Source organism: Thalassotalea fusca (assembly GCF_053485835.1).
In genome coordinates, this window is the sequence record NZ_JBQRUN010000029.1 from 1 (window position 1) to 21,767 (window position 21,767).

Annotated in this window: 13 protein-coding genes; 12 read left to right on the forward strand and 1 reads right to left on the reverse strand. The window is 40.3% G+C overall.

Going from position 1 to position 21,767, the window contains the following annotated elements; translation table 11 throughout:
- The 12 genes from pepN to ACSLUK_RS19300 all read left to right on the forward strand — a co-directional run.
- Positions 1-2,429: aminopeptidase N (gene pepN / locus ACSLUK_RS19245; protein ID WP_448550418.1), on the forward strand; the 2,429-nt coding region annotated here is incomplete at its 5' end.
- Between the two features lie 12 nt (positions 2,430-2,441).
- On the forward strand, positions 2,442-2,660 hold the full coding sequence (locus ACSLUK_RS19250; RefSeq protein WP_448550419.1) for a DUF2835 domain-containing protein: 219 nt from the start codon (positions 2,442-2,444) through the stop codon (positions 2,658-2,660).
- 310 nt (positions 2,661-2,970) lie between these two features.
- On the forward strand, positions 2,971-5,028 hold the full coding sequence (locus ACSLUK_RS19255) for a DUF1302 domain-containing protein (protein ID WP_448550420.1): 2,058 nt from the start codon (positions 2,971-2,973) through the stop codon (positions 5,026-5,028).
- 13 nt (positions 5,029-5,041) lie between these two features.
- Positions 5,042-6,400 (forward strand): DUF1329 domain-containing protein, encoded by a 1,359-nt coding sequence (locus ACSLUK_RS19260; RefSeq protein WP_448550421.1) that lies wholly within the window; start codon positions 5,042-5,044, stop codon positions 6,398-6,400.
- Positions 6,401-6,472: 72 nt separating this feature from the next.
- A complete protein-coding gene (locus ACSLUK_RS19265) occupies positions 6,473-7,480 on the forward strand; it encodes a WD40/YVTN/BNR-like repeat-containing protein (RefSeq protein ID WP_448550422.1) in 1,008 nt (335 codons plus the stop codon).
- A gap of 4 nt (positions 7,481-7,484) precedes the next feature.
- Positions 7,485-9,803: an efflux RND transporter permease subunit gene (locus ACSLUK_RS19270; protein ID WP_448550423.1), complete on the forward strand. Its 2,319-nt coding sequence runs from the start codon at positions 7,485-7,487 to the stop codon at positions 9,801-9,803.
- 273 nt (positions 9,804-10,076) lie between these two features.
- Positions 10,077-14,918, forward strand: a complete 4,842-nt coding sequence (locus ACSLUK_RS19275) for an NAD-glutamate dehydrogenase (protein ID WP_448550424.1) — start codon at positions 10,077-10,079, stop codon at positions 14,916-14,918.
- Positions 14,919-15,109: 191 nt separating this feature from the next.
- Positions 15,110-16,120 carry a quinone-dependent dihydroorotate dehydrogenase gene (gene pyrD / locus ACSLUK_RS19280; RefSeq protein ID WP_448550425.1) on the forward strand — a complete coding sequence of 337 codons (1,011 nt, stop codon included), beginning with the start codon at positions 15,110-15,112 and terminating at the stop codon, positions 16,118-16,120.
- 218 nt (positions 16,121-16,338) lie between these two features.
- Positions 16,339-17,154: an SAM-dependent methyltransferase gene (locus ACSLUK_RS19285; protein ID WP_448550426.1), complete on the forward strand. Its 816-nt coding sequence runs from the start codon at positions 16,339-16,341 to the stop codon at positions 17,152-17,154.
- A gap of 54 nt (positions 17,155-17,208) precedes the next feature.
- Positions 17,209-17,505 carry a hypothetical protein gene (locus ACSLUK_RS19290; protein WP_448550427.1) on the forward strand — a complete coding sequence of 99 codons (297 nt, stop codon included), beginning with the start codon at positions 17,209-17,211 and terminating at the stop codon, positions 17,503-17,505.
- A gap of 23 nt (positions 17,506-17,528) precedes the next feature.
- Positions 17,529-17,774, forward strand: a complete 246-nt coding sequence (locus tag ACSLUK_RS19295; protein WP_448550428.1) for a hypothetical protein — start codon at positions 17,529-17,531, stop codon at positions 17,772-17,774.
- Between the two features lie 31 nt (positions 17,775-17,805).
- Complete coding sequence (locus ACSLUK_RS19300) at positions 17,806-19,596, forward strand: GGDEF domain-containing protein (protein WP_448550429.1); 1,791 nt, start codon at positions 17,806-17,808, stop codon at positions 19,594-19,596.
- Positions 19,597-19,698: 102 nt separating this feature from the next.
- Here ACSLUK_RS19300 and asnB read toward each other — a convergent pair whose 3' ends face one another.
- Positions 19,699-21,363, reverse strand: coding sequence for an asparagine synthase B (gene asnB, locus ACSLUK_RS19305; RefSeq protein ID WP_448550430.1), 1,665 nt, complete (start codon positions 21,361-21,363; stop codon positions 19,699-19,701).
- Between the last annotated feature and the right edge of the window lie 404 nt (positions 21,364-21,767).

Genomic DNA, 21,767 nt, shown 5'->3' on the forward strand with positions numbered 1-21,767 from the left:
GGGGGAACCGTGAATTGGTGTTGAATGGTGAGCACCTAAAGCTAGAATCAGTTGCCATTAATGGTCATGCGTTACCTGCGGAACTTTATTTGCTGACAGAAAAGACCTTGTCTATGTCGATTTCATATGACGAGTTCGACCTTGAAATAGTTACTGAAATTAATCCTGTAGAAAATACAGCCTTAGAAGGCTTGTATAAATCAGGTGGCGCTTTTTGTACGCAATGTGAGGCAGAGGGATTTAGACGCATTACATTTTACCTTGATCGACCTGACATCATGTCTGTGTTTACCACCAAGATCATTGGTAATAAAAAGGCGTATCCATACTTACTGGCAAATGGTAATAAAATTGCTTATGGAGACATTGATAATGAACGACACTTTGCTACATGGCATGATCCGTTTCCAAAGCCTGCCTACTTATTTGCGTTGGTCGCAGGGGATTTCGATAAGCTTACTGACAGTTATACAACAAGTGAACAAAAACAAGTTGCCTTGGAGATCTTCGTTGATAAAGGCAATTTGAGTAAAGCACATCACGCAATGGCATCACTTAAAAAGTCGATGAAGTGGGATGAAGAGGTATTTGGCTTAGCATATGATCTCGATATCTACATGATTGTCGCTGTTGACTTCTTTAATATGGGCGCCATGGAGAACAAAGGTTTAAATATATTTAATAGCAAATATGTTTTGGCTGACGACAAGACGGCGACTGATACCGACTTTTTTAACATTGAAGCCGTAATCGCCCATGAATATTTTCACAACTGGACAGGGAACCGTGTAACTTGCCGAGATTGGTTCCAATTAAGTTTAAAAGAAGGGTTAACTGTGTTTCGTGATCAACAGTTTAGTGCTGATATGCATTCCTCATCAGTTGAACGAATTAAAAATGTTCGCGTGCTCCGGTCAAGTCAATTTGCCGAAGATGCAGGGCCAATGGCACATCCAATTCGCCCAGAAAAAGTAATGGAGATGAATAACTTTTATACGCTTACCGTTTATGAAAAAGGGGCGGAAGTCATTCGGATGATTCATACCATTTTAGGTGAGGAAAACTTTAGAAAAGGGATGGATCTCTATTTCGAGCGCCATGATGGTCAAGCTGTTACATGTGATGACTTTGTTAATGCGATGGCAGATGCATCAAATACAGATTTAACGATGTTTAAACAGTGGTACAGCCAATCTGGTACACCTAAGATAAAGGTAGAAGATACGTACGATACTGAAAGAAAACGTTACTCTGTTACTATTACACAAATAAACAAACCATCGGCAAATCAGCCTGAAAAACTTCCTCTGCACATTCCTGTAAAAGTTGAGCTGATAGAGAGCGGTAATTCGACATCACATTTGCTCGAATTAAAAGCTGAGTCTAACACTTGGCATTTTGACAACGTTAACTCAAAGCCGGTATTGGCACTTCCATGTAATTTTTCTGCCCCAGTTCGTTTGGACATACAACAAACCGATGTTGAACTTGAAACAATTATTTTAAGTGGCAAAGATGAGTTCTGTCGCTGGGACGCAAGCAATCGATTATTTAGTGAACATATCGTTAAACGGGTAAACAACAGTAACTATCAGCTACCTCAAAGCTTGATTAATGTGGTGCATACAATTTTATCGTCAAACTCTGACCCTGCTTTTAAAGCCGAGCAACTGTTGTTACCGAGCTTTAGCGAGATTGTTGACCTAGTTGAAAATGCGCAACCTCAACGTGTTGTTGCTGCGATAGAATATGTCGAGCTAGCTATTGCTAACGCCTGTCATAATGAATTACGTTCACTATATGAACAACTCCACCAAGCTAGATATGAGTATCATGGTGCTGCCGTCGGTAAGCGAGCGTTAAGAAATGCCTGTTTTTCATATTTGGTAAAACTAGATCAGTATCAATCATTGATTCCTGAACAATATAAAGCAAGTGATAACATGACTGACACTTTGGCTGCACTTAGCCTTGGCGCTAAGTTCCCACAAGTTGGGTTTGATTCGCTTATGAGTGATTTTGAGTCAGCTTGGCATGCGAATAATTTAGTTATGGATAAATGGTTTGCGATTCAAGCTAATTACCAAGGTGATGATATTTTTGAAAGAATGTCAGCGCTACTTGTTCACCCGCTGTTTAATTTTGCTAATCCAAACCGAGTTCACGCGCTATTAAGCGCTTTCTCGATCCGAAATGCTAAACATTTTCATTGCGCTGAGGGTAGAGGGTACAAGCTTATTGCTGAGCAAGTAAAGAAGTTGGATAAGATAAATCCACAAGTAGCGTCACGGTTAGTCACGCAGTTAATTCAATTTGGTGGTTTTGATGACATGACTCAGCAAGCAATGAAAGCAGAAGTACAGCAAATCGCACAGCTACCAGAACTGTCAAAAGACTTAAAAGAAAAGTTAGATGCAACATTAAAGTAAGATGGCAGTACTGTGAAATATTATTTTTCAATGGCAATTTCGGCCGACGAATTTCGGCCGTATTACTTGGGGAAAGTTCAGAATATTGTTGTTACAACAACACAAGGACAGAGAGTGAAATTCCCCGCAATGCACGTAAGAAAGTTTTTAACCCATGTCGGAATTTATGGGCATTTTTGCTTAGAGACGAAAAATAGTCGGTTTGTATCACTGACTAAAATCTCGGATTAGAGCATTTGCTTTAAACAGTGGTCTGACCAATAGGTGAATATTTGTACATATAAGTCACTGCGAGCAAAGCACTAGTGCTAGCCACTTTCATCGTAGGTAGGGTCTAAAAAAGCCCGTTTGAAACAAGTGTTTTAAACGGGCTTTTTTATTTGGTCGATTGTGCAACGCAAGTCATTAAAATTCAGGACATTGCGCTACTAATATAACCCTTGCTTAGCATGTAAAATGATGCAATTATTGTTTCATACCACTATAGTGGATTAATAGAATAAAAAGAAAACAACTCTGTTTCGGGTCTGGGGAGAGAATAATGAAACAAAGCCCAACTAAAAGGTTTGCAAAAAAACCGTTGGCGTTAGGTATTTCTACCGCTTTGTTACTTGCTGGTATGACGCAAGTAAACGCAACTAATTTTGAACTTGGTGATTTTGATATTCGATTTAACTCGACTTTTTCAGTCGGGGCAAGTTGGCGAGTAGAAGATCGTAACTGGAACGATAATGTTGGTAAGTCTAACAACCTGAACAATGGTTTCGAATTATCAAACTATCATCCTGCATTAAACCCTTCACCAGATTCTGCAACGCTATGGGATGGCCAAGGGGGTTATTCAAATAACGGTGACCTTGGTAATTTAAATTATGATGCTGGCGACACATTCTCTCGCTTGTTTAAAGGTACGCACGAATTAGAAATCAAAAAAGACAATATGGGCTTGTTTGTTCGTGGTATGTACTTTTATGATTTTGAAATGATGGATTCTGATCGCCCTTGGGACAATCTAGTTTCAGGTGTGAATAACGACCCTTGTCGAGACGACGAAGCAAAAGAACAAGTTTGTCGTGATATCCGTTTATTAGACGCCTATTTCTACGGTGACTTTGAAATAGGCGAAATGCCTTTCTCTGTTAAAGTTGGTCAGCAAATCATTGGTTGGGGTGAGAGTACGTTAATTTCTCACGGTATCAGTGAAATTAATCCTGTTGATATTGCTCGCTTGAAAGCGCCTGGTGCTGAACTAGTTGAAGCCTTTATTCCATTCGGCGCTGTATTTGCTTCACTAGGTGTTAGTGAAAACTTTAGTGTTGAAATGTTTTACCAATATGATTGGGAAAAGACAGTATTACCAGCGCCGGGAAGCTACTTCTCGACTAACGATTTTGCTGGCGATGGCGGACACTATAATAATATTCAATTAGGATTCACTGGTAACCCGGATATGGATCTGGATTTCTTACTCGCAGGCTTAAACCAAATTGGCGGTATGATGCGCTCAGGCGATCCTGCTTTGATGGCTGCCGCAAGCTCTGCGTATTTAGCGTATCCTACTAAGTTAACGTTAAAGGCTGCCGGTGATAAAAGTGCGTTAGAGCCAGAAGATGGTGGACAATATGGTGTGCGACTGTCTTGGTATTTACCAGAATTCAACGACACTGAAGTCAGCCTTTATCACATGAATTATCACAGCAGACGCCCATTATTTTCAGGGGTTACTGCAAACTTCTCTGCTGAATCAATTGCGCATGATTTAACTATGTTAGCCGCAGGATCTGTGACTGAAGATAATTATCATGAACTAACTGCCTTTTCTAAGGTTCAACTTGCTTATCCAGAAGATATCAAGTTATATGCAATGAGCTTCAATACAACGCTTTGGGATACGGCGATTGCGGGTGAGATGTCATACCGTCAAGACGAACCATTGCAAATCGACGATGTAGAGTTACTCTTTGCGGCAATGCCACAACAACTTGCCAATACAGGGAATCCTGCTTATGCGGCGTTTGATGGTATTTCTCAAATGCCTGTTCATCAGCCAGGAGAAACCGCTGACGGTTTTATCTTGTCAGATACACTTCAAGCACAAGTCACTATGACGCGTTTCTGGGGACCTACTCTAGGTGCAAGCCAATTTACTACATTACTTGAAGTTGGTGGTATCAATATTCAGGATATGCCAGATCCGGATACCTTGCGTTTAAATGGTCCAGGAACTGCGAGAAGTGGCGGCGTGTCTAACGCAGCTGGTTTGAATTTAGCTGTTCAAGATGGTGTTGAGACAAATCCATTCCCTAGTGAGTTTGCTTGGGGTTACCGCTTAGTTGGTAAATTAGATTACAGTAACGTATTTTCTGGTATTAATATGAGCCCGCGCGTCGTATTTTCTCATGACGTAAATGGTATTACACCAGATCCATTATTTTTGTTTGTTGAAGATAGAAAGTCAGTATCTGTTGGCGTAGCTTTTGACTATCAAAGCACATGGTCAGCTGATATTAGCTATAACGGCTTCTGGGGTGGCGTAGGTACAACTAACCAGGTATCTGATCGTGACTACGTATCTTTCAACATCAAGTATTCTTTGTAAGGGCATAATAACAATGAAGAAATTAACCTTATTATCAATGGCAGTAGCGCTTACTTTATCAGGTGCTGCCAATGCAAAAATTGACGCGGAGCAAGCTAAAAAGCTTAGCGCAGAATTAACGCCATTTGGTGCTGTACGTGCCGGTAATGCTGATGGCAGTATTCCAGAGTGGACTGGTGGTATTCAAAAGGCACCAGATGGTTACACGCCGGGGATGCATCACTTAGATCCGTATCCTGCCGATAAAATAGAGTATACGATTACCGCTGCAAACGTAGAGCAGTACAAGTCAATACTAACGCCAGGGCAGTTAGCATTATTTAAAGCGTATCCTGATACCTTCAAGATGAATGTATATAAGACACGTCGTTCAGCTTCATACCCTCAACATGTATTTGAAGCTACATTGGCAAATGCAGTACGTGCTGAGTTAATTGAAGACGGTAACGGTATTCAAGGTGCAGCAGTAGGTATTCCATTCCCAATTCCTGCTAACGGGTTAGAAGCAATATGGAACCACATATTACGCTATCGTGGTGAGGCCATTACTCGTCAAGGTGGCCAGGTTACACCAACTGCTTCAGGTGATTTTACTTATATTGGTTTCGACGACCAATTAATGCTGCCATATGGCACGAAAGGCGCTTCTCCAGAAGAGTTACAAGAAACAAATATCTTGTTTAAATTCAAGCAGAAAGTAACAGAGCCGTCTAAGTTGGTCGGTACTGCACTTTTAGTGCACGAAACAATGGACCAAATTAAAACGCCAAGACAAGCATGGATTTATAACAAAGGTGTTCGTCGTGCACAGAAAGCGCCTACTGTAGCTTATGATGCACCAGGTACTGCAGCCGATGGCTTACGTACAACCGATGATTTCGATATGTTTAATGGTGCACCGAACCGTTATACCTGGACATTGAAAGGCAAACAAGAACTATTGATTCCATATAACGATTACCGTTTACACAGCGACAAGTTGAAGTACGATGACATAGTTCAAGCGGGTCATATCAACCCTGAGCATGTGCGTTATGAGAAACACCGTGTTTGGGTAGTAGAAGCCAATCTTAAGGAAAACACGCGTCACATTTATAAAAAACGTGTATTTTTTATCGATGAAGATAGCTGGCAAATTGCGGTTACTGACATATACGATGACCGTGACGAACTCTATCGCGTTGGCGTGGCACATGGCTTGAATTACTATGAAGTGCCGACTCAATGGTCAACTCTTGAAGTGTTTCATGATCTACAATCTAAGCGCTATATTGCTATTGGTTTAGATAATGAGGCTGACATGTATGATTTTTCAGCTAAGCTGAAAGATATACAGTTCACAAAGAGAGCATTAGAGCGAGACAATAAGTAGCTCAAATGCTTATCGAAAATGGCTGACTTGTTCAGCCATTTTTCATTCTGTTTTAGTTAGGTTTATATTTGAATGAAGTTTTTAGTAGGACTAATACTATTATCACTTAACGTCACTGCGTTAGCAGATGACATGATGCAGCCCGCAATTGAGTCTCAATCAGCGACGAAATCACTATTGTTAGACATCACGAATGTGAACAATGAATTCATGATTGCTGTAGGTGAGAGAGGGCATATTGTCAGAGCGACAACCTTAGATTCGTGGCAACAGATGAGTGTGCCGACAAGACATACGTTAACGGCTGTTACTTTCTCTGATAGTAGACATGGTTGGGCAGTAGGACATGGAGCATTAATTCTACATACCAACGACGGCGGTTTTTCATGGCAAGTTCAGCAATATTTACCTGAGACTCAAAAGCCACTGTTGGATATTTCATTTCGTAACAATATGGAAGGGATTGCCGTAGGTGCTTACGGGATGTTTTTCAGAACGAATGATGGTGGAAAAACTTGGCAACAAGAATTCCATGTGTCATTACTGCCGCAAGAAGATTTTGACTATTTACAGGAATTAAAAAAAGAAGATGAGGCTGCTTATTTGGACGAACGAAGCAGTATTTTGCCGCATTTTAATCGGTTTTATATTGATGGCAGAACGTCCTATTTAGCAGGTGAATTTGGTTTATTAGCTAAGAGTCAGGATTTTGGCAAAACTTGGCAACGACTTGATGATATCTACAAAGGCTCGTTTTATGATATTTCAAGGACGCAAGCGGGTAATTTACTCGCTGTAGGCTTACGTGGAAATGTTTTTAGAAGTTTGACTAACGGCACGCCTTGGCAACATATCGCTACCAATCATACCGCGTTACTTAATGATGTATTACTTGCTGGTGAACAGCATATTTTATTGTTTGGTAACAATGGCGTAATGCTTAAGAGCAGTGATGACGGACAATCCTTTAGTGCATTAGTACAAGATGATGGTAAGGCGTTGATGGCAGCCTGTCTTTTTAGAGACACGATTGTAGTTGCTTCAGAAGCGGGTATTAAAGTGATGCAGGTAAAGTTGTAATAAAATGAATGTAAACTCGTTAATTAATCGCATTGAAATAGGTGTTTTTAGGCATCGAATGTTTGTTATTTTGGCATTCGTACTAGCTACTGTCTTTTTAATCTACCAAGCATCGCAAATAAAACTAGATGCCGCATTTACTAAAAATATTCCTCTCAATCATGAGTACATGAAAACGTATCTAAAGCACCAGAGCAATTTTGGCGGTGCAAATAATGTACTTATATCAGTGTGCCATGAAGAAGGTGATATTTTTAATGAGGAATTTTTTACTGCGTTAAAAGGTGTCCATGATCAGCTGTTTTTCATTCCTGGCGTTGAGCGGACACAAGTTAAATCGCTTTTTTCACCGAGCACTCGATTTGTTGAAGTTGTAGAAGACGGCTTTGCGGGGGGACCCGTTGTACCAGCGGATTTTGTTGCGGATCAGGCTGGATTAGCGGTTGTTAAAGCGAATATCGAAAAAGCTGGCATTGTAGGGCGAATAGTTGCCGACGACTATAGTTGTGCGATGGTAACGGCGCTGCTAATGGAAAATAACCCTGAAACAGGTGAAAAGCTTGACTCATTAGCTTTAGCCCCGATTTTGGAAAATGACATTCGTAAGACATTTGAAAAGGGCAATATTACCGTTCATATCATTGGCTTTGCCAAAATGGTTGGTGATGTCGCTGAAGGCGCAAAGGGGGTTGTTACTTTCTTTGGCATTGCTATCGCGATTACGAGCATAATGGTATTTTTCTTCTGTCGTTCAATATCTTTGACGCTTCTGCCAATTGCTTGTTCGCTTATAGCGGTTATATGGCAAATGGGATTATTGTCTACGATAGGGTTTGGCTTAGATCCCATGTCAATTCTCGTTCCTTTTTTGGTATTTGCGATAGGGGTGAGTCATGGCGTACAAATGATAAACGCCATAGGCAAAAAAGTGGCAGAAGGATTTTCTTCAAAAGAGGCTGCACAGCTTAGCTTTAGAATTCTAATAATTCCCGGTGGTATTGCATTATTATCTGATACGGTTGGCTTTATTACGTTACTGTCGATAGATATTGGCATTATTCGCGAACTTGCAATCACCGCGTCACTCGGCGTTGCGGTAATAATACTGACTAACTTATTGCTATTGCCTGTGTTAATCAGTTACTTGAAAGTAGCGCATCGTGATGACGCAGATAAACCTAAAGTCGGCAATACAGAGTCAACAATATGGCGTGTTATGGCTGCCGTGAGCAACAGGGGAGTCGCCTCCGTTATTTTAATGATCACCGCGGTGCTTTTCGTTTTGGGCTTTTATTTCTCACAAAACCTGAAAATCGGTGAGTTGCATGCAGGTGCCCCGGCATTGCATGAGCATTCCCGTTATAACCAGGATACCTTCCTCATTACTGACAGATATGCCATTAGTGTTGATTATATGTCAGTTATTGTTGAAACGAGTGCTAACGCTTGTACTGATTCCTCCATTTTAACCACGATGGATGAATTTCAATGGCATATGGAAAATGTCGATGGTGTTCAGTCAGCGATGAGCTTGCCTAAAGTAATGAAGTTACTTAATGCTGGATATTACGAGGGAAATTTGAAATGGCGCATCATTTCGCCTAATCAATATTCGTTGGCACAGTCGTTGTCAAATATTCCTAGTTCAACTGGTTTATTGAATAACGAATGTAGTGTGATGCCGATTATTTTGTTCTTGGCAGATCATAAAGCGGAAACGATTAACCGTGTGGTTGATGCAGCGAAAGCGCAAATTGCTCGACTTGATTCTGAATTGCTTACATTCAAACTAGCGTCGGGTCCTGTAGGCGTTATGGCTGCAACCAATGAAGCGGTTGAAGCTGCGCAAACGCCTATGATGATTTATGTGTATGCTGCGGTGATTTTATTGTGTTTGATAAGCTTTAGGAGCATAAGAGCAACCATATCTGTAGTATTGCCGTTGTACATTGTTTCAACATTGGCACAATGGTTAATGACGGTATTAGATATTGGATTAACGGTGTCTACCCTACCTGTTATTGCACTTGGTGTTGGTATTGGTGTTGACTACGGTATTTATATTTTATCTACCATGAGTGTTAAATTGCGAGAAGGGCTTAGTGTTCACGACGCCTATATGCAAGCGCTTCATGAGCGCGGCAGTGCAGTGCTAATTACAGGTGTGACGTTGGCCATTGGCGTGTCAACGTGGTTTTTCTCAGATTTGAAGTTTCAGGTGGATATGGGGGTATTGTTAACTTTCATGTTTTTAGTAAATATGTTAGCTGCGGTTACAGTATTGCCTGCGTTGGCTTCTTTCTTGTGGAAAAAGCAAGAGTAGGGCAAAATATTTCAAAAAAAATAGTGAATAGATTCGTGCATAATTAAACAAGAAAATGGCCTATTGGCCATTTTCTATTTATGGATTTTGCATAATCAATAGCCTTTTATGTACATTGCAATATCTAGCTAACATCTTTATCACACATCCCAACAAAAAATCGCTCGCAAAAGCCTAGAATTATTAATAAAATCCCCATAATGTTCTATTCTCATAGACAGATATAAAAATATACAAATTATTTCAAGCGTTTTGTCCAATAAGGAAAACGGTATGGCGTTAGTAGACGGTTTACCCTCTGTGATACTTTCCAACGTAGCACAATTAATTAAACAAAAAGTTCCGGCAGAAACGGCTCCCTTAGTAGAGCAGTTCGCTGATCTTCTATACAACAACATATCAACATTAGATCTTGCTCATCGCAACGACAGTGATATGTACGGTACAACTTTAAGTTTGTGGAACTCTTTAAATAATCATCAGGACGATACTCCTGTGATTAAAGTTTTCAACCCACAAGTCTCTAAGCATGGCTGGAAATCTAGCCACACGGTAATTGAAATTATCATCAAGGATATGCCGTTTTTAGTTGATTCTATTCGAATTGCACTAAACCGTCTGGGATTGACGCCACATTTAATGATTAACAGCCCAATTAAGCTAGTAAGAGATGCGAATAACAACATCACTGAATTAGCTGCAGCGTCTGACAAGAAGATAAACTCGACTTCGGTAGAAACTATTTTCTTCATTGAAATTGACCGTCAGTCTGAACAAAAAACTTTAGATAATATCACTAAAGATCTTCGTTCTGTGTTAAGTGATATTTCAATCACGGTTGATGATTGGCAGGCGATGAAAGAACGCCTAAAAGCGGTCATCGCTGAAACCACTAAAGCAAAAACACCGTGCTCCAAAAAAGAAAAAGAAAATAGCTTAGAGTTTTTGCAATGGTTACTGAATGACAACTTTACTTTATTAGGCTACCGTAGCTATGACGTAAAAACGCTAAAAGGGGATATGGCGTTAGCGGCAAATGTTGATACGAGTTTGGGTTTAATGAAGCGCTCAAGTGGCACGCCAAAGCGATTACTTTCAACTCTTAGCGAGTCAGCGAGAGAGCTTGCACTCGGTGATAACCTACTGATATTGACTAAGACAAATTCTCGTTCACGAGTTCATAGACCTGCACACCTTGATTACATTGGTATCAAGCGATTTGATGAAAAAGGGAATGTGATTGGTGAAGAGCGATTTGTCGGTTTATTTGGTTCTGCGTATTACACTAATAGTGCGCTGGACCTTCCGCTCATCAAATCGAAAGTGCATGAAGTATGTGAATCTTCAGGTTTTGCCGCAGGTTCTCACGCATACAAAACACTTATCAACATCTTAGAAACGTACCCAAGAGATGAAATTCTACAATCAAGTACTAAAGAGTTATTATCTAACGTACTTGGTATCTTACAGATGCAAGAACGAGACTATTCTGGCTTGTTCATTCGCCGTGATGCTTTTAATCGCTTTTATTCGTGTATGGTTTATGTGCCAAGAGAGCGCTATAACACCGCATTGCGCGTTAAAACACAAAAGTTACTTGCAGAAGCATTTGGTAGCGACAGAGAAGTAGAGTTCACCACTTACTTTTCAGAGTCGGCACAAGCGAGAACTCATTACATCGTACGCGTGAAAACGACAAAAGCAGATATTAACGTGAAAGAAATTGAAAAGAATTTAAATGATGCAGCGCGCAGCTGGGACGATAAACTAGCTGAGGCTCTGAATTCACATAAAGGTGAAGAGGCGGGTAAAGCACTTAGCCGTAAATATGTTAGCTTCCCTCAAGCATATAAAGATGAAGTTCTACCTGGAACTGCTATCGTCGATATTGAAAAACTTGAGGCATTGACTGAGAAAAACAACTTAGAAATGTTGTTTTACCAACCGCAAGAAGAAAAAGCGGGTAGTCGTTTCGTAAAACTGAAGCTATTTCACAAGGGCGAACCATTACATCTTTCTGACGTATTGCCAATGCTTGAAAACTTTGGCTTACGTGTAATTGGCGAAAGCCCGTATGCAGTTAGAATGTCTGATGGTGAAATGTGTTGGATCCTTGACTTCTCAATGTTGTTGACTGGTAACGAGCAATTCAACTTAGAGGTTGTTCAATCGTTGTTCCAAGATGCATTTGCAAAAGTGTGGGCTGGCGACCTTGAAGATGATGGCTTTAACCGTCTTATTTTAGGTGCTGAACTTGCTGGTCGTGAAGTATCAATTCTTCGTGCATTTGCTAAATATGAGCGTCAGATAGGTGGTACGTTTAGCCAAAACTACATTGAAGATACGTTCGCGCGTTATCCGAATATTGCTGAGCTACTTATCAAGTTATTTAACTTGCGTTTTGACCCGAAAGCGAAAAACGTTGCTCGTTTAACAACTAAAGTGCTTGAAGACATTGAGTCATCACTTGATAAAGTAGCAAATCTGGATGATGACCGTATCATCAGACGCTTTGTTGAAATGATTCAGGCAACAATCCGTACTAACTACTTCCAGCCGCACCCAGAAACAGGCGAAAAAGCGTATATTTCATTTAAAATTACGCCGAAGTTAATTACCGATATTCCTCAGCCAATACCTGCATTTGAAATTTTCGTATATTCACCACAAGTTGAAGGTGTTCACTTGCGTGGTGGTAAGGTGGCTCGTGGTGGCTTACGCTGGTCTGATCGTCGTGAAGATTTCAGAACGGAAGTGCTTGGCCTAGTTAAGGCGCAACAGGTTAAGAATACGGTGATTGTGCCAGTTGGTGCCAAAGGTGGTTTCGTATGTAAACAATTACCTAACGGTAGCCGTGAAGAAATATTTGAAGCAGGTAAAGAATGTTATCGTACCTTTATTCGTGGCCTATTGGATATCACCGATAACATTGTCGCGGGTGAAATTGTACCGCCAGTCAGCGTTATTCGTCATGACGAAGATGACCCATACTTAGTTGTTGCTGCAGACAAAGGTACTGCGACATTCTCTGATATCGCCAATGGAATTTCAGAAGAATATAACTTCTGGATGGGGGATGCATTTGCATCAGGTGGCAGTGTTGGCTACGACCACAAAGGTATGGGGATCACGGCAAAAGGTGCGTGGGAGTCAGTTAAACGTCACTTTCGTGAAATGGATATTGACTGCCAAACAACAGACTTCACTTGTATCGGTGTAGGTGATATGGCGGGCGATGTATTTGGTAACGGCATGTTGTTATCGAAGCATATCCGCTTACAAGCAGCATTCAACCATATGCACATATTTATCGACCCTGAACCAGATGCAGCGTCTACGTATAAAGAACGCGAACGCTTATTTAATATGCCTGGTTGTACTTGGGAAGACTATGACACGTCATTAATCTCAGAAGGTGGCGGAATATTCTATCGTAGTGCTAAGTCGATTAAGTTGACACCGCAAATCAAGAAGATGCTAGGCACACAAAAACAAAGCATGTCGCCAAACGAGCTTATTCAATCGATTTTGAAGATGAAAGTAGACTTGTTATGGAACGGTGGTATTGGTACATACGTAAAAGGCAGCAAAGAAACGCACCTAGACGTTGGTGATAGAGCGAATGACTCATTACGAATTAACGGTAATGAGCTACAAGCGAAAATAGTGGGTGAAGGCGGTAACCTTGGCCTTACACAGCTTGGTCGTATTGAATATGCTGCAAAAGGCGGGCGAATTAATGCTGACTCTGTTGATAACGTTGGTGGTGTTGATTGTTCAGATAATGAAGTAAATATTAAGATCTTGCTTAATGTATTGGTACAAAATGGCGACCTAACAGTTAAGCAACGTAATAAGCTACTTTATGATATGACAGACGAAGTGTCTGATATCGTATTGCGTGATTGTTATCGCCAAACACATTCATTGTCTATTACAGAGCTTCGTGCCTCTAGTCAACTAAAAGAACAAACGCGCTTTATTCACGAATTAGAGCGTTCAGGCAAGTTAGATCGTGCGCTCGAATTCATCCCTAATGACGATGAAATTGCTGATCGTTTAGCTAAAGGACAAGGGTTAACTCGCCCAGAGCTATCGGTATTACTTGCCTATAGCAAAATGGTATTAAAACAAGACTTGGTTTGCGAAGAGATCACTGAAAACCCATATCACGATAGATTATTGATTGAAGCGTTTCCTAAACAGCTTCAAGAGAAGTATCGTGATCAAATGCAAGAGCATCCTCTACGTTCAGAGATCATTGCAACTAAACTTGCTAATAACATGTGTAACGATATGGGGTTCAACTTTGTTAACCGCATGCGTGAAGAAACAGGTTCTACGGTGTCTGAAATTGCGAACTGTTACACAATGGCAAGTGCGGTATTTGAAATGCCACAAGTATGGAAAAGTATCAGCGATTTAGATAATAAATTGTCTACAATGGTTCAAACTGAAATGTTGTTCCAGTTGCGCCGCACCGTTAGACGAGCGACACGTTGGTTCTTACGCCATCGCAACAAGTCTTTCGACATAGCTGAGTCAATTGCATTTTACGGGAAAACGTTTAAGACGTTGACTGCTAATCTCAACAATTACATGATTGAAGATGAAGTGAAGCAGATCACGCGCGTTGAAACTGACCTAGTAAATGCCGGTGTACCGCAGGAAATTGCCTCTCGCATCTCACAATTGAGCAGCTTATTCTCTGTAATGGATATTGCCGAATTAGCAGATTCAGACGGTCGTTCAATTGATATGGTTGCAGACTTGTACTTTAGCCTAGGTGCAAGGTTGGATCTGCATTGGTTCTTAGACCAAATTACTAAGCAACCAGTGGCTAACCATTGGCAAGCGTTGGCACGAGCTTCATTCCGTGAGGAACTTGATTGGCAGCAACGTTCATTGACATCAGTAATCCTGAAATGTGATCGTAAGAGCGAAGATGTTCAGGCATTACTTGATGGTTGGTTTGAAGAAAATGCCGCGCCGCTTGGTCGTTGGAAACACATTCTTGCTGACTTTAGAATTGGCCAAACACACGAGTTTGCCAAGTTCTCAGTTGCACTAAGAGAACTAATGTTACTAAGTTTGAACTGTGATCCAACACATTAAATCATACTTAGTTTAACTATTTAGTGATAACATCAAAAGCCCTGCACCGTGCAGGGCTTTTTTATTCGCAATTGGTATAATTGCCACAATATTGTTGAATAATATGCCTTTCGTGATTCACGTTAATGATTATCTTGGTATAATTACGCGTTAATTGCATCACCAAAACAACTGTTTAAGTAAGGGGAACTATGCTCTACTCGGCATTTCGCAAAGTGTTATTTTCAATGGATCCTGAAACTGCACATGAATTTACCATCAAAAGTTTAAAAAACACTGGTGCTACGCCACTTAAAGCGTTTTATCGCCAATCAGTTCCTCAAAAGCCTGTACAAGTGATGGGGATACATTTTCCTAATCCGTGTGGACTGGCTGCCGGTTTAGACAAAAATGGCGAGTGTATTAGAGCATTTGATGCAATGGGATTCGGTTTCGTTGAAATAGGCACGGTAACACCTAGACCACAACCAGGTAATGAAAAACCTCGTATATTTCGCCTTCCTGAGGCTAACGCAGTTATCAATCGTATGGGGTTTAACAATAAAGGTGTTGATTACTTAGTAGAACAGGTAAGAAAAGCAAGATTTTCAGGGGTTTTAGGTATCAATATTGGCAAAAATAAAGATACGCCTGAAGAAAACGCCAAAGATGACTATATCCACTGCATGCGCAAAGTTTATAACTACGCGAGTTATATTACTGTGAATATTTCATCACCTAATACCCCAGGGTTGCGTGCACTTCAATATGGAGATGCGTTAAACGAGTTGTTGTCTAGTTTAAAAGAAGAACAAAAGTCACTGGCTCAGCAATATGACAAATATGTCCCTGTCGCGGTAAAAATAGCGCCAGATTTGACCGATGATGAGGTGAAAGGAATTGCCAAGTGTCTAGTTGATAATGGTATTGATGGCGTTATAGCAACCAATACTACACTGTCTAGAGAGGGCGTTGAGTCTTTGGCACATGGTGATGAACAAGGTGGCTTGAGTGGTGTACCTGTAAAAGATAAGAGTACTCATGTTATTGCTCAACTACATAAAGAGCTGGAAGGAAAATTGCCTATCATTGGCGTAGGTGGCATTAGTTCTGGTAAAGATGCTGCAGAGAAAATAGCAGCTGGCGCGTCGCTTGTTCAAGTGTATACCGGTTTCATCTACCAAGGGCCAAAATTAATTAAAGACGTTGTGTCTGCGTTATAAATCACTTTGATTGAAACATAATCGCAAATCGAACCAAGAAAGCTTGTTTTCCATCAAGTTTTCTTGGTTTATTCATTGAATGCTCTCTTTTCCTTTGACTTCTCCGCTATAGCTCCTACGCTTATTATTTATAAGTTATTTACAAAGCAGTAATATTGGTTTTTACCTGAAAAGTGCTATCAAGCATTTTAACAATATAGTGTTAAAAGGAACTTGACATGATCAACAAACAGGGAAGTCTGGTTTGTGTTGGTATCGGCATGAAGCTGGGTGCTCACCTAAGTCCGATCGCCAAAAGTCACATTGAACAAGCAGATATTGTTTTCTGTCTGGCCTCAGACGGTTTAGTAGAATTGTGGATAAAGGAAATGTCCGCAAATTTCGTTAGTCTACAACCTTATTATAAACTGAACAGAGAACGAGATTTATGCTACCACGCAATGGTTGATGCTATTGTTCAACATGTCGCTAATGGGGATAAAGTCGTAGGTGCTTTCTATGGTCACCCAGGTGTGTTCGCCTGTGTACCACACTTAGCTATTGAAGAATGTCGTTCACTTGGCTTCATGGCGTATATGGAACCAGGTATCTCTTCCGAAGATTGCTTGTATGCCGATATTGGGATAGATCCTGGTACCTATGGATGTATGCAGTTCGAGGCGAGTCAATTCATGTTTTATCAGCGTCATCTCGACCTTAGTGCATACTTGATTTTGTGGCAAATAGCTATTGCAGGTGATACGACCTTGCGTAAATACAGTACTGATATTCGGCACCGCCGAGTGCTGATAGAACTATTACAACAACATGGGTATAACGTTAGGCACCAAGTGATTTTGTATGAATCACCAACGTTGGCTATTCACAAACCTCGCATTGAAAAGCTACCGCTTGGTGACCTAGTCAATGCTCAACTGAATCAGCAAACTACGTTGGTCATTCCCCCATTTGAAAAACTTCTTCGAAACGAGTCTGTTTTGGCTAGACTTGACGCGATGACGAATGAAGAAGCCAATTTACGACTCGTTAACTAAGGGAGGGCATATTATTTTTTAGACTTTTAATCAACAAAAAGGATGGTGTGTATTATGGAACAATTAGTAAAAATTCTCGATCAGATTGGTCAGTCTGCTGCTATTGCTAACGGCATATTCGTAAACAATGCCAGCGTGATAAACAAAACGTTGTCCGCAGAAAAAAAACTGGACGTATCTTTAGCAGAGATAAAAGCGATGATTGATAAAACCGACGGTGATCAAGACATCGTGTGCTTCATTTTTGGGCCAGGGAAAGAACATGAAGTTCCCAAAGAGGGCAACAAGCCACCTAAAGAGGACGAGCCATTTGATAATGAAGAAAAGGACAACTTAGACGCCATTGCATAATTATATTGTACAAGGAGACAAAAATGCTGAATGTCATTAGTGCATTAGAAAAAATAAGCATTAATGCTCAGTTGATGTGTGAAGTAGCTAGCAATAAATGTGAGGTCCTAGCGGACCTAGGAATTAACAACGAAACGATAAGGACGTTAACCACCGAAGACTCAAATAAAATCGCGTTGCAATACGGGCATGAAATACAATCATTGTTTATTGTCGTACCACGTACTATGAAACGGCGAGGTCCACAAGAAAACGCACTGTGTGGATAAAAATATTTGTTAGGTGGTTGCATGGTTGTATATGCATAAAATTACTTTTGAATATAGGCGTAAAGCATCGTTCTGTATGGTAGTGGTGCTTTATGTTTATTGTATTCTTTACAGCGCGCCAGGAATCTCTCAAAAGACTGGGACCGATTTTGAATTGTTAGACCAAAAGTTAATGTTGGCTGATGAAATAAGAAGTAGCCAACGTGAGCAATTTAATCAATTGGTTAAAGAGCTTGTTCAAAATCGAAGCAAACTTACCGAACGTCAGGATTTCTATCTAAATTATTTACTGGGTTATCAGCAATTATTAGCAGGCAATCTTGATATTGGTTTAGATTTGCTTAACAAAGTGATTGCGCAAGATGAATTTGAGGTACTCAAATATCGGGCGATAATTACGAAAATTAATGTTCATACGACATCCAAGAACTATGCAGAAGGCTTCATTGTTCTGAATAACTTGTTACCCAAACTTAAAACCTTAAAAAATACTAAAGCTTATCAAGAAGCGTTGATGGTTGTGTCGCTATTCTATAGTCGGTTAGGTCAGTATCAGCTTAGCAAGCAATTTGCGACTCAACTATTGAACATTGGGCCTTCTGAACGGTTCAAATGTCTTGCGACTATGCTCAACACAGAAGCATCATATTACCTCAATCAGTTAGATTATAGTTCGATAAAACCTCAATGGACACAAACGTGTGATAGGGCGAACGAGTTAATTGCCAGCAATACAATTCGACTGGTTACGGCTAAAATCTATTTGAATGTAGGTCAACCCCAGCAAGCACTTGACTTATTACTAGCTTATTTAGCAGAAGCCAAAAGTACTGGTTACTATTTGCTAGAAAGCCAATTCAACACGTATATCGCATTAGCCTATTATGCGCTAAATCAGGTAGACATTGCGGAGCAATTTGCATTGCGCGTGCTTGACAATGTTGGTGCTTTACATAGTTCAGATGCCTTTGTATATGCTTCCGATTTGTTGTTTAAGATTAACAAAGAGCGTAACGATTTTAGAGAGGCGTTGGCTTTTCATGAGTTACATTTAAGGTTTAGTCAGGAATATCGAGATGACCTTAAAAGTCGTGACGTGACCTTCAAAATCGCAGAAGAAAATAACCGACAGAAAACGTTAGAAGTTGAAGTGCTTGCGCAAAGAAATAAAGTTCTGGCATTAGAAAATGCTATTGCAGCGACACAAAAAAACCGCGATCGGTTAATCCAAGGACTATTTCTCGTTATCATCGCAATTCTTGCCTATTGGGCTTTCCGTAGTCGTAAAACTCAAAACAAACTAAAGACTATGGCTGCCTATGATGTGTTAACCAATATCTATAATCGTCGGTTTTTCTCGGAATTGGCCACAAGTGCACTTAAGTATTTTAGCAAAGCTGAACAACCTGTTAGTTTGGTTTTGTTTGATCTAGACAAATTTAAACGCATCAATGACGACTATGGGCATCAGATTGGTGACTGGGTTTTAAAAGAAGCAGTGACCGCATGTAAAAAGTTTGCTCGTCAAAATGATGTTTTTGGTCGATTTGGGGGAGAAGAATTCACAATTCTTTTGCCGGGCTGCGATAGCGTCAAAGCGACTGAAATTGCGGAGAAATACAGAATGGCGATAGCGCAAATTGATTCGAGTATTACAGGTCATGAATTTTCTGTGACAGCGAGTTTTGGTATTAGCTGCACTGAGCAGGTGGGCTATGAACTTCCACTATTGCTTTCTACGGCTGATAAAGCTATGTATCATTCTAAAGATAATGGCCGAGACCGGCTAACTACCTACGAATCATTGATTAGCTGTAGTTAATTTACTTAGAATGGGCGTACCAAATAACGCATATTCAATACATCTTGCTCAGTGTAAAAAAAAGCGCCTAATACGTAGGCGCTATTTATATGTATTTAGTGATTAATAACTATCGTTATGCACACTCATTACCGCTCGACCAGAAGGGTCTGCCATTTTACTAAAGTTTTCATCCCACGCGAGCGCTTGAGGTGTGCTACAAGCGACAGACTTTCCGCCTGGAACACATTCTGCAGCACTTGGCAATGGGAAGTGTTCCTCGAAGATGCTTCGGTAAAAGTACGCTTCTTTTGTCTCAGGCGTATTTATCGGAAACTTAAATTCTGCACTAGCCATTTGTTGATCCGATACTTGCGATTCAACAAATGATTTCAAGCTATCAATCCATGAGTAACCTACACCATCAGAAAATTGCTCTTTCTGGCGCCATAAGATCTCTTCTGGCAAATAACCTTCAAACGACTCACGTAAAATGCCTTTTTCCATCTTACCGTTGCCACACATCTTATCTTCTGGATTGATACGCATCGCCACATCCATGAATGCTTTATCCAAGAAAGGCACGCGCGCTTCTATTCCCCATGCTGACATTGACTTGTTGGCTCGTAAACAGTCAAACATATGTAGTTTTTCAAGCTTGCGGTTAAGTTCTTCATGGAACTCTTGAGCATTAGGAGCCTTATGAAAATACAAATAACCACCGAAAATTTCATCTGCGCCTTCACCGGATAGCACCATTTTGATGCCCATGGCTTTTATTTTTCTAGCCATTAAGTACATTGGTGTTGATGCCCGAACTGTCGTTACATCATAAGTTTCAAGATGATAAATAACTTCTCTTAAAGCATCTATGCCTTCTTGCACGGTAAAGTGCACATTGTGATGGATTGTACCAATGCTATCTGCAACTTTTTGCGCTGCTTCCAAATCTGGAGAGCCTTCAAGTCCAACAGCGAAAGAGTGCACACGCGGCCACCAAGCTTCAGCTAGGTCATTTTCTTCAACTCGACGAGCAGCAAATTTTTGCGTAATGGCAGAAACTAACGAAGAATCGAGTCCCCCTGATAATAGTACCCCATACGGGACATCAGTCATTAAATGACTCTTTACCGCATCTTCAAGTGCGTCTCGAAGTTTTACTTTGCTAGTAAAGTTGTCTTTAATTGGCTCGTAACTTTGCCAGTTTCTCTTGTAATACTTTTCTAATTTACCTGTACGACTATCAATATAATGTCCAGGAGGAAATTCACTTACCGTTTTGCAGACTGGCATCAATGCTTTCATTTCTGAAGCAACGTAAAAGTTGCCATCTTCATCATAGCCAGTATATAGCGGTATAATGCCAATATGATCACGTGCGATAAAATAAGAATTGTTGATTTCATCATATAAGCAAAATGCAAACATGCCTTGTAATTTATCGATGAATTCAACACCATGCTCTTTGTAGAGAGGGAGAATTACTTCACAATCAGAACCTGTTTGAAATGTGTAATCTACGGTGATTTTTTCAGCGAGTGTTTTATGGTTGTATATCTCACCATTAACCGCTAATACGTGGGTTTTATCTTCGTTGTATAGGGGTTGAGCCCCATTTTCTGTATCAACTATCGCTAATCGCTCGTGAACAAGGATTGCATGGTCGTTATGATAAATGCCTGACCAGTCAGGGCCGCGGTGACGTAATAATCGAGAACATTCTAGTGCTATCGGACGCAGTGTCTCTGCACTTGTTTTTATATCTAAAATACCAAAGATCGAACACATTGAAGCGCTACTCCTTTTATATTATTAATTAACCAAATTGTGTGGTGGCCTGTTTGACATACAATACTGTTTAGTCAAATCGCCCAAAAGAAACGGGTTCTTGCTACGCGAACCCGTTGGATACAATTTGCCATTATTGAAATAAAAAGCAACTGTTTATTTTTTTATTAACAAGACCATTCCGCTAAAAATAGATGATTCATTCTTACATATTTAACTATGTTGTTGATTTATATGTGTTCTATGCGCGTTCTATTTAATGCAATTTAAATATATGAAGAACTGTCGTTTACAAATTTAGTGCGATGTATATAGTGAAAGATAAAGAAAATTGGCGTGCTTTACCTATATTCAGCTGATACTATTCTTTTCATTTACAATGATTTAATAACGGCGTGTACAAC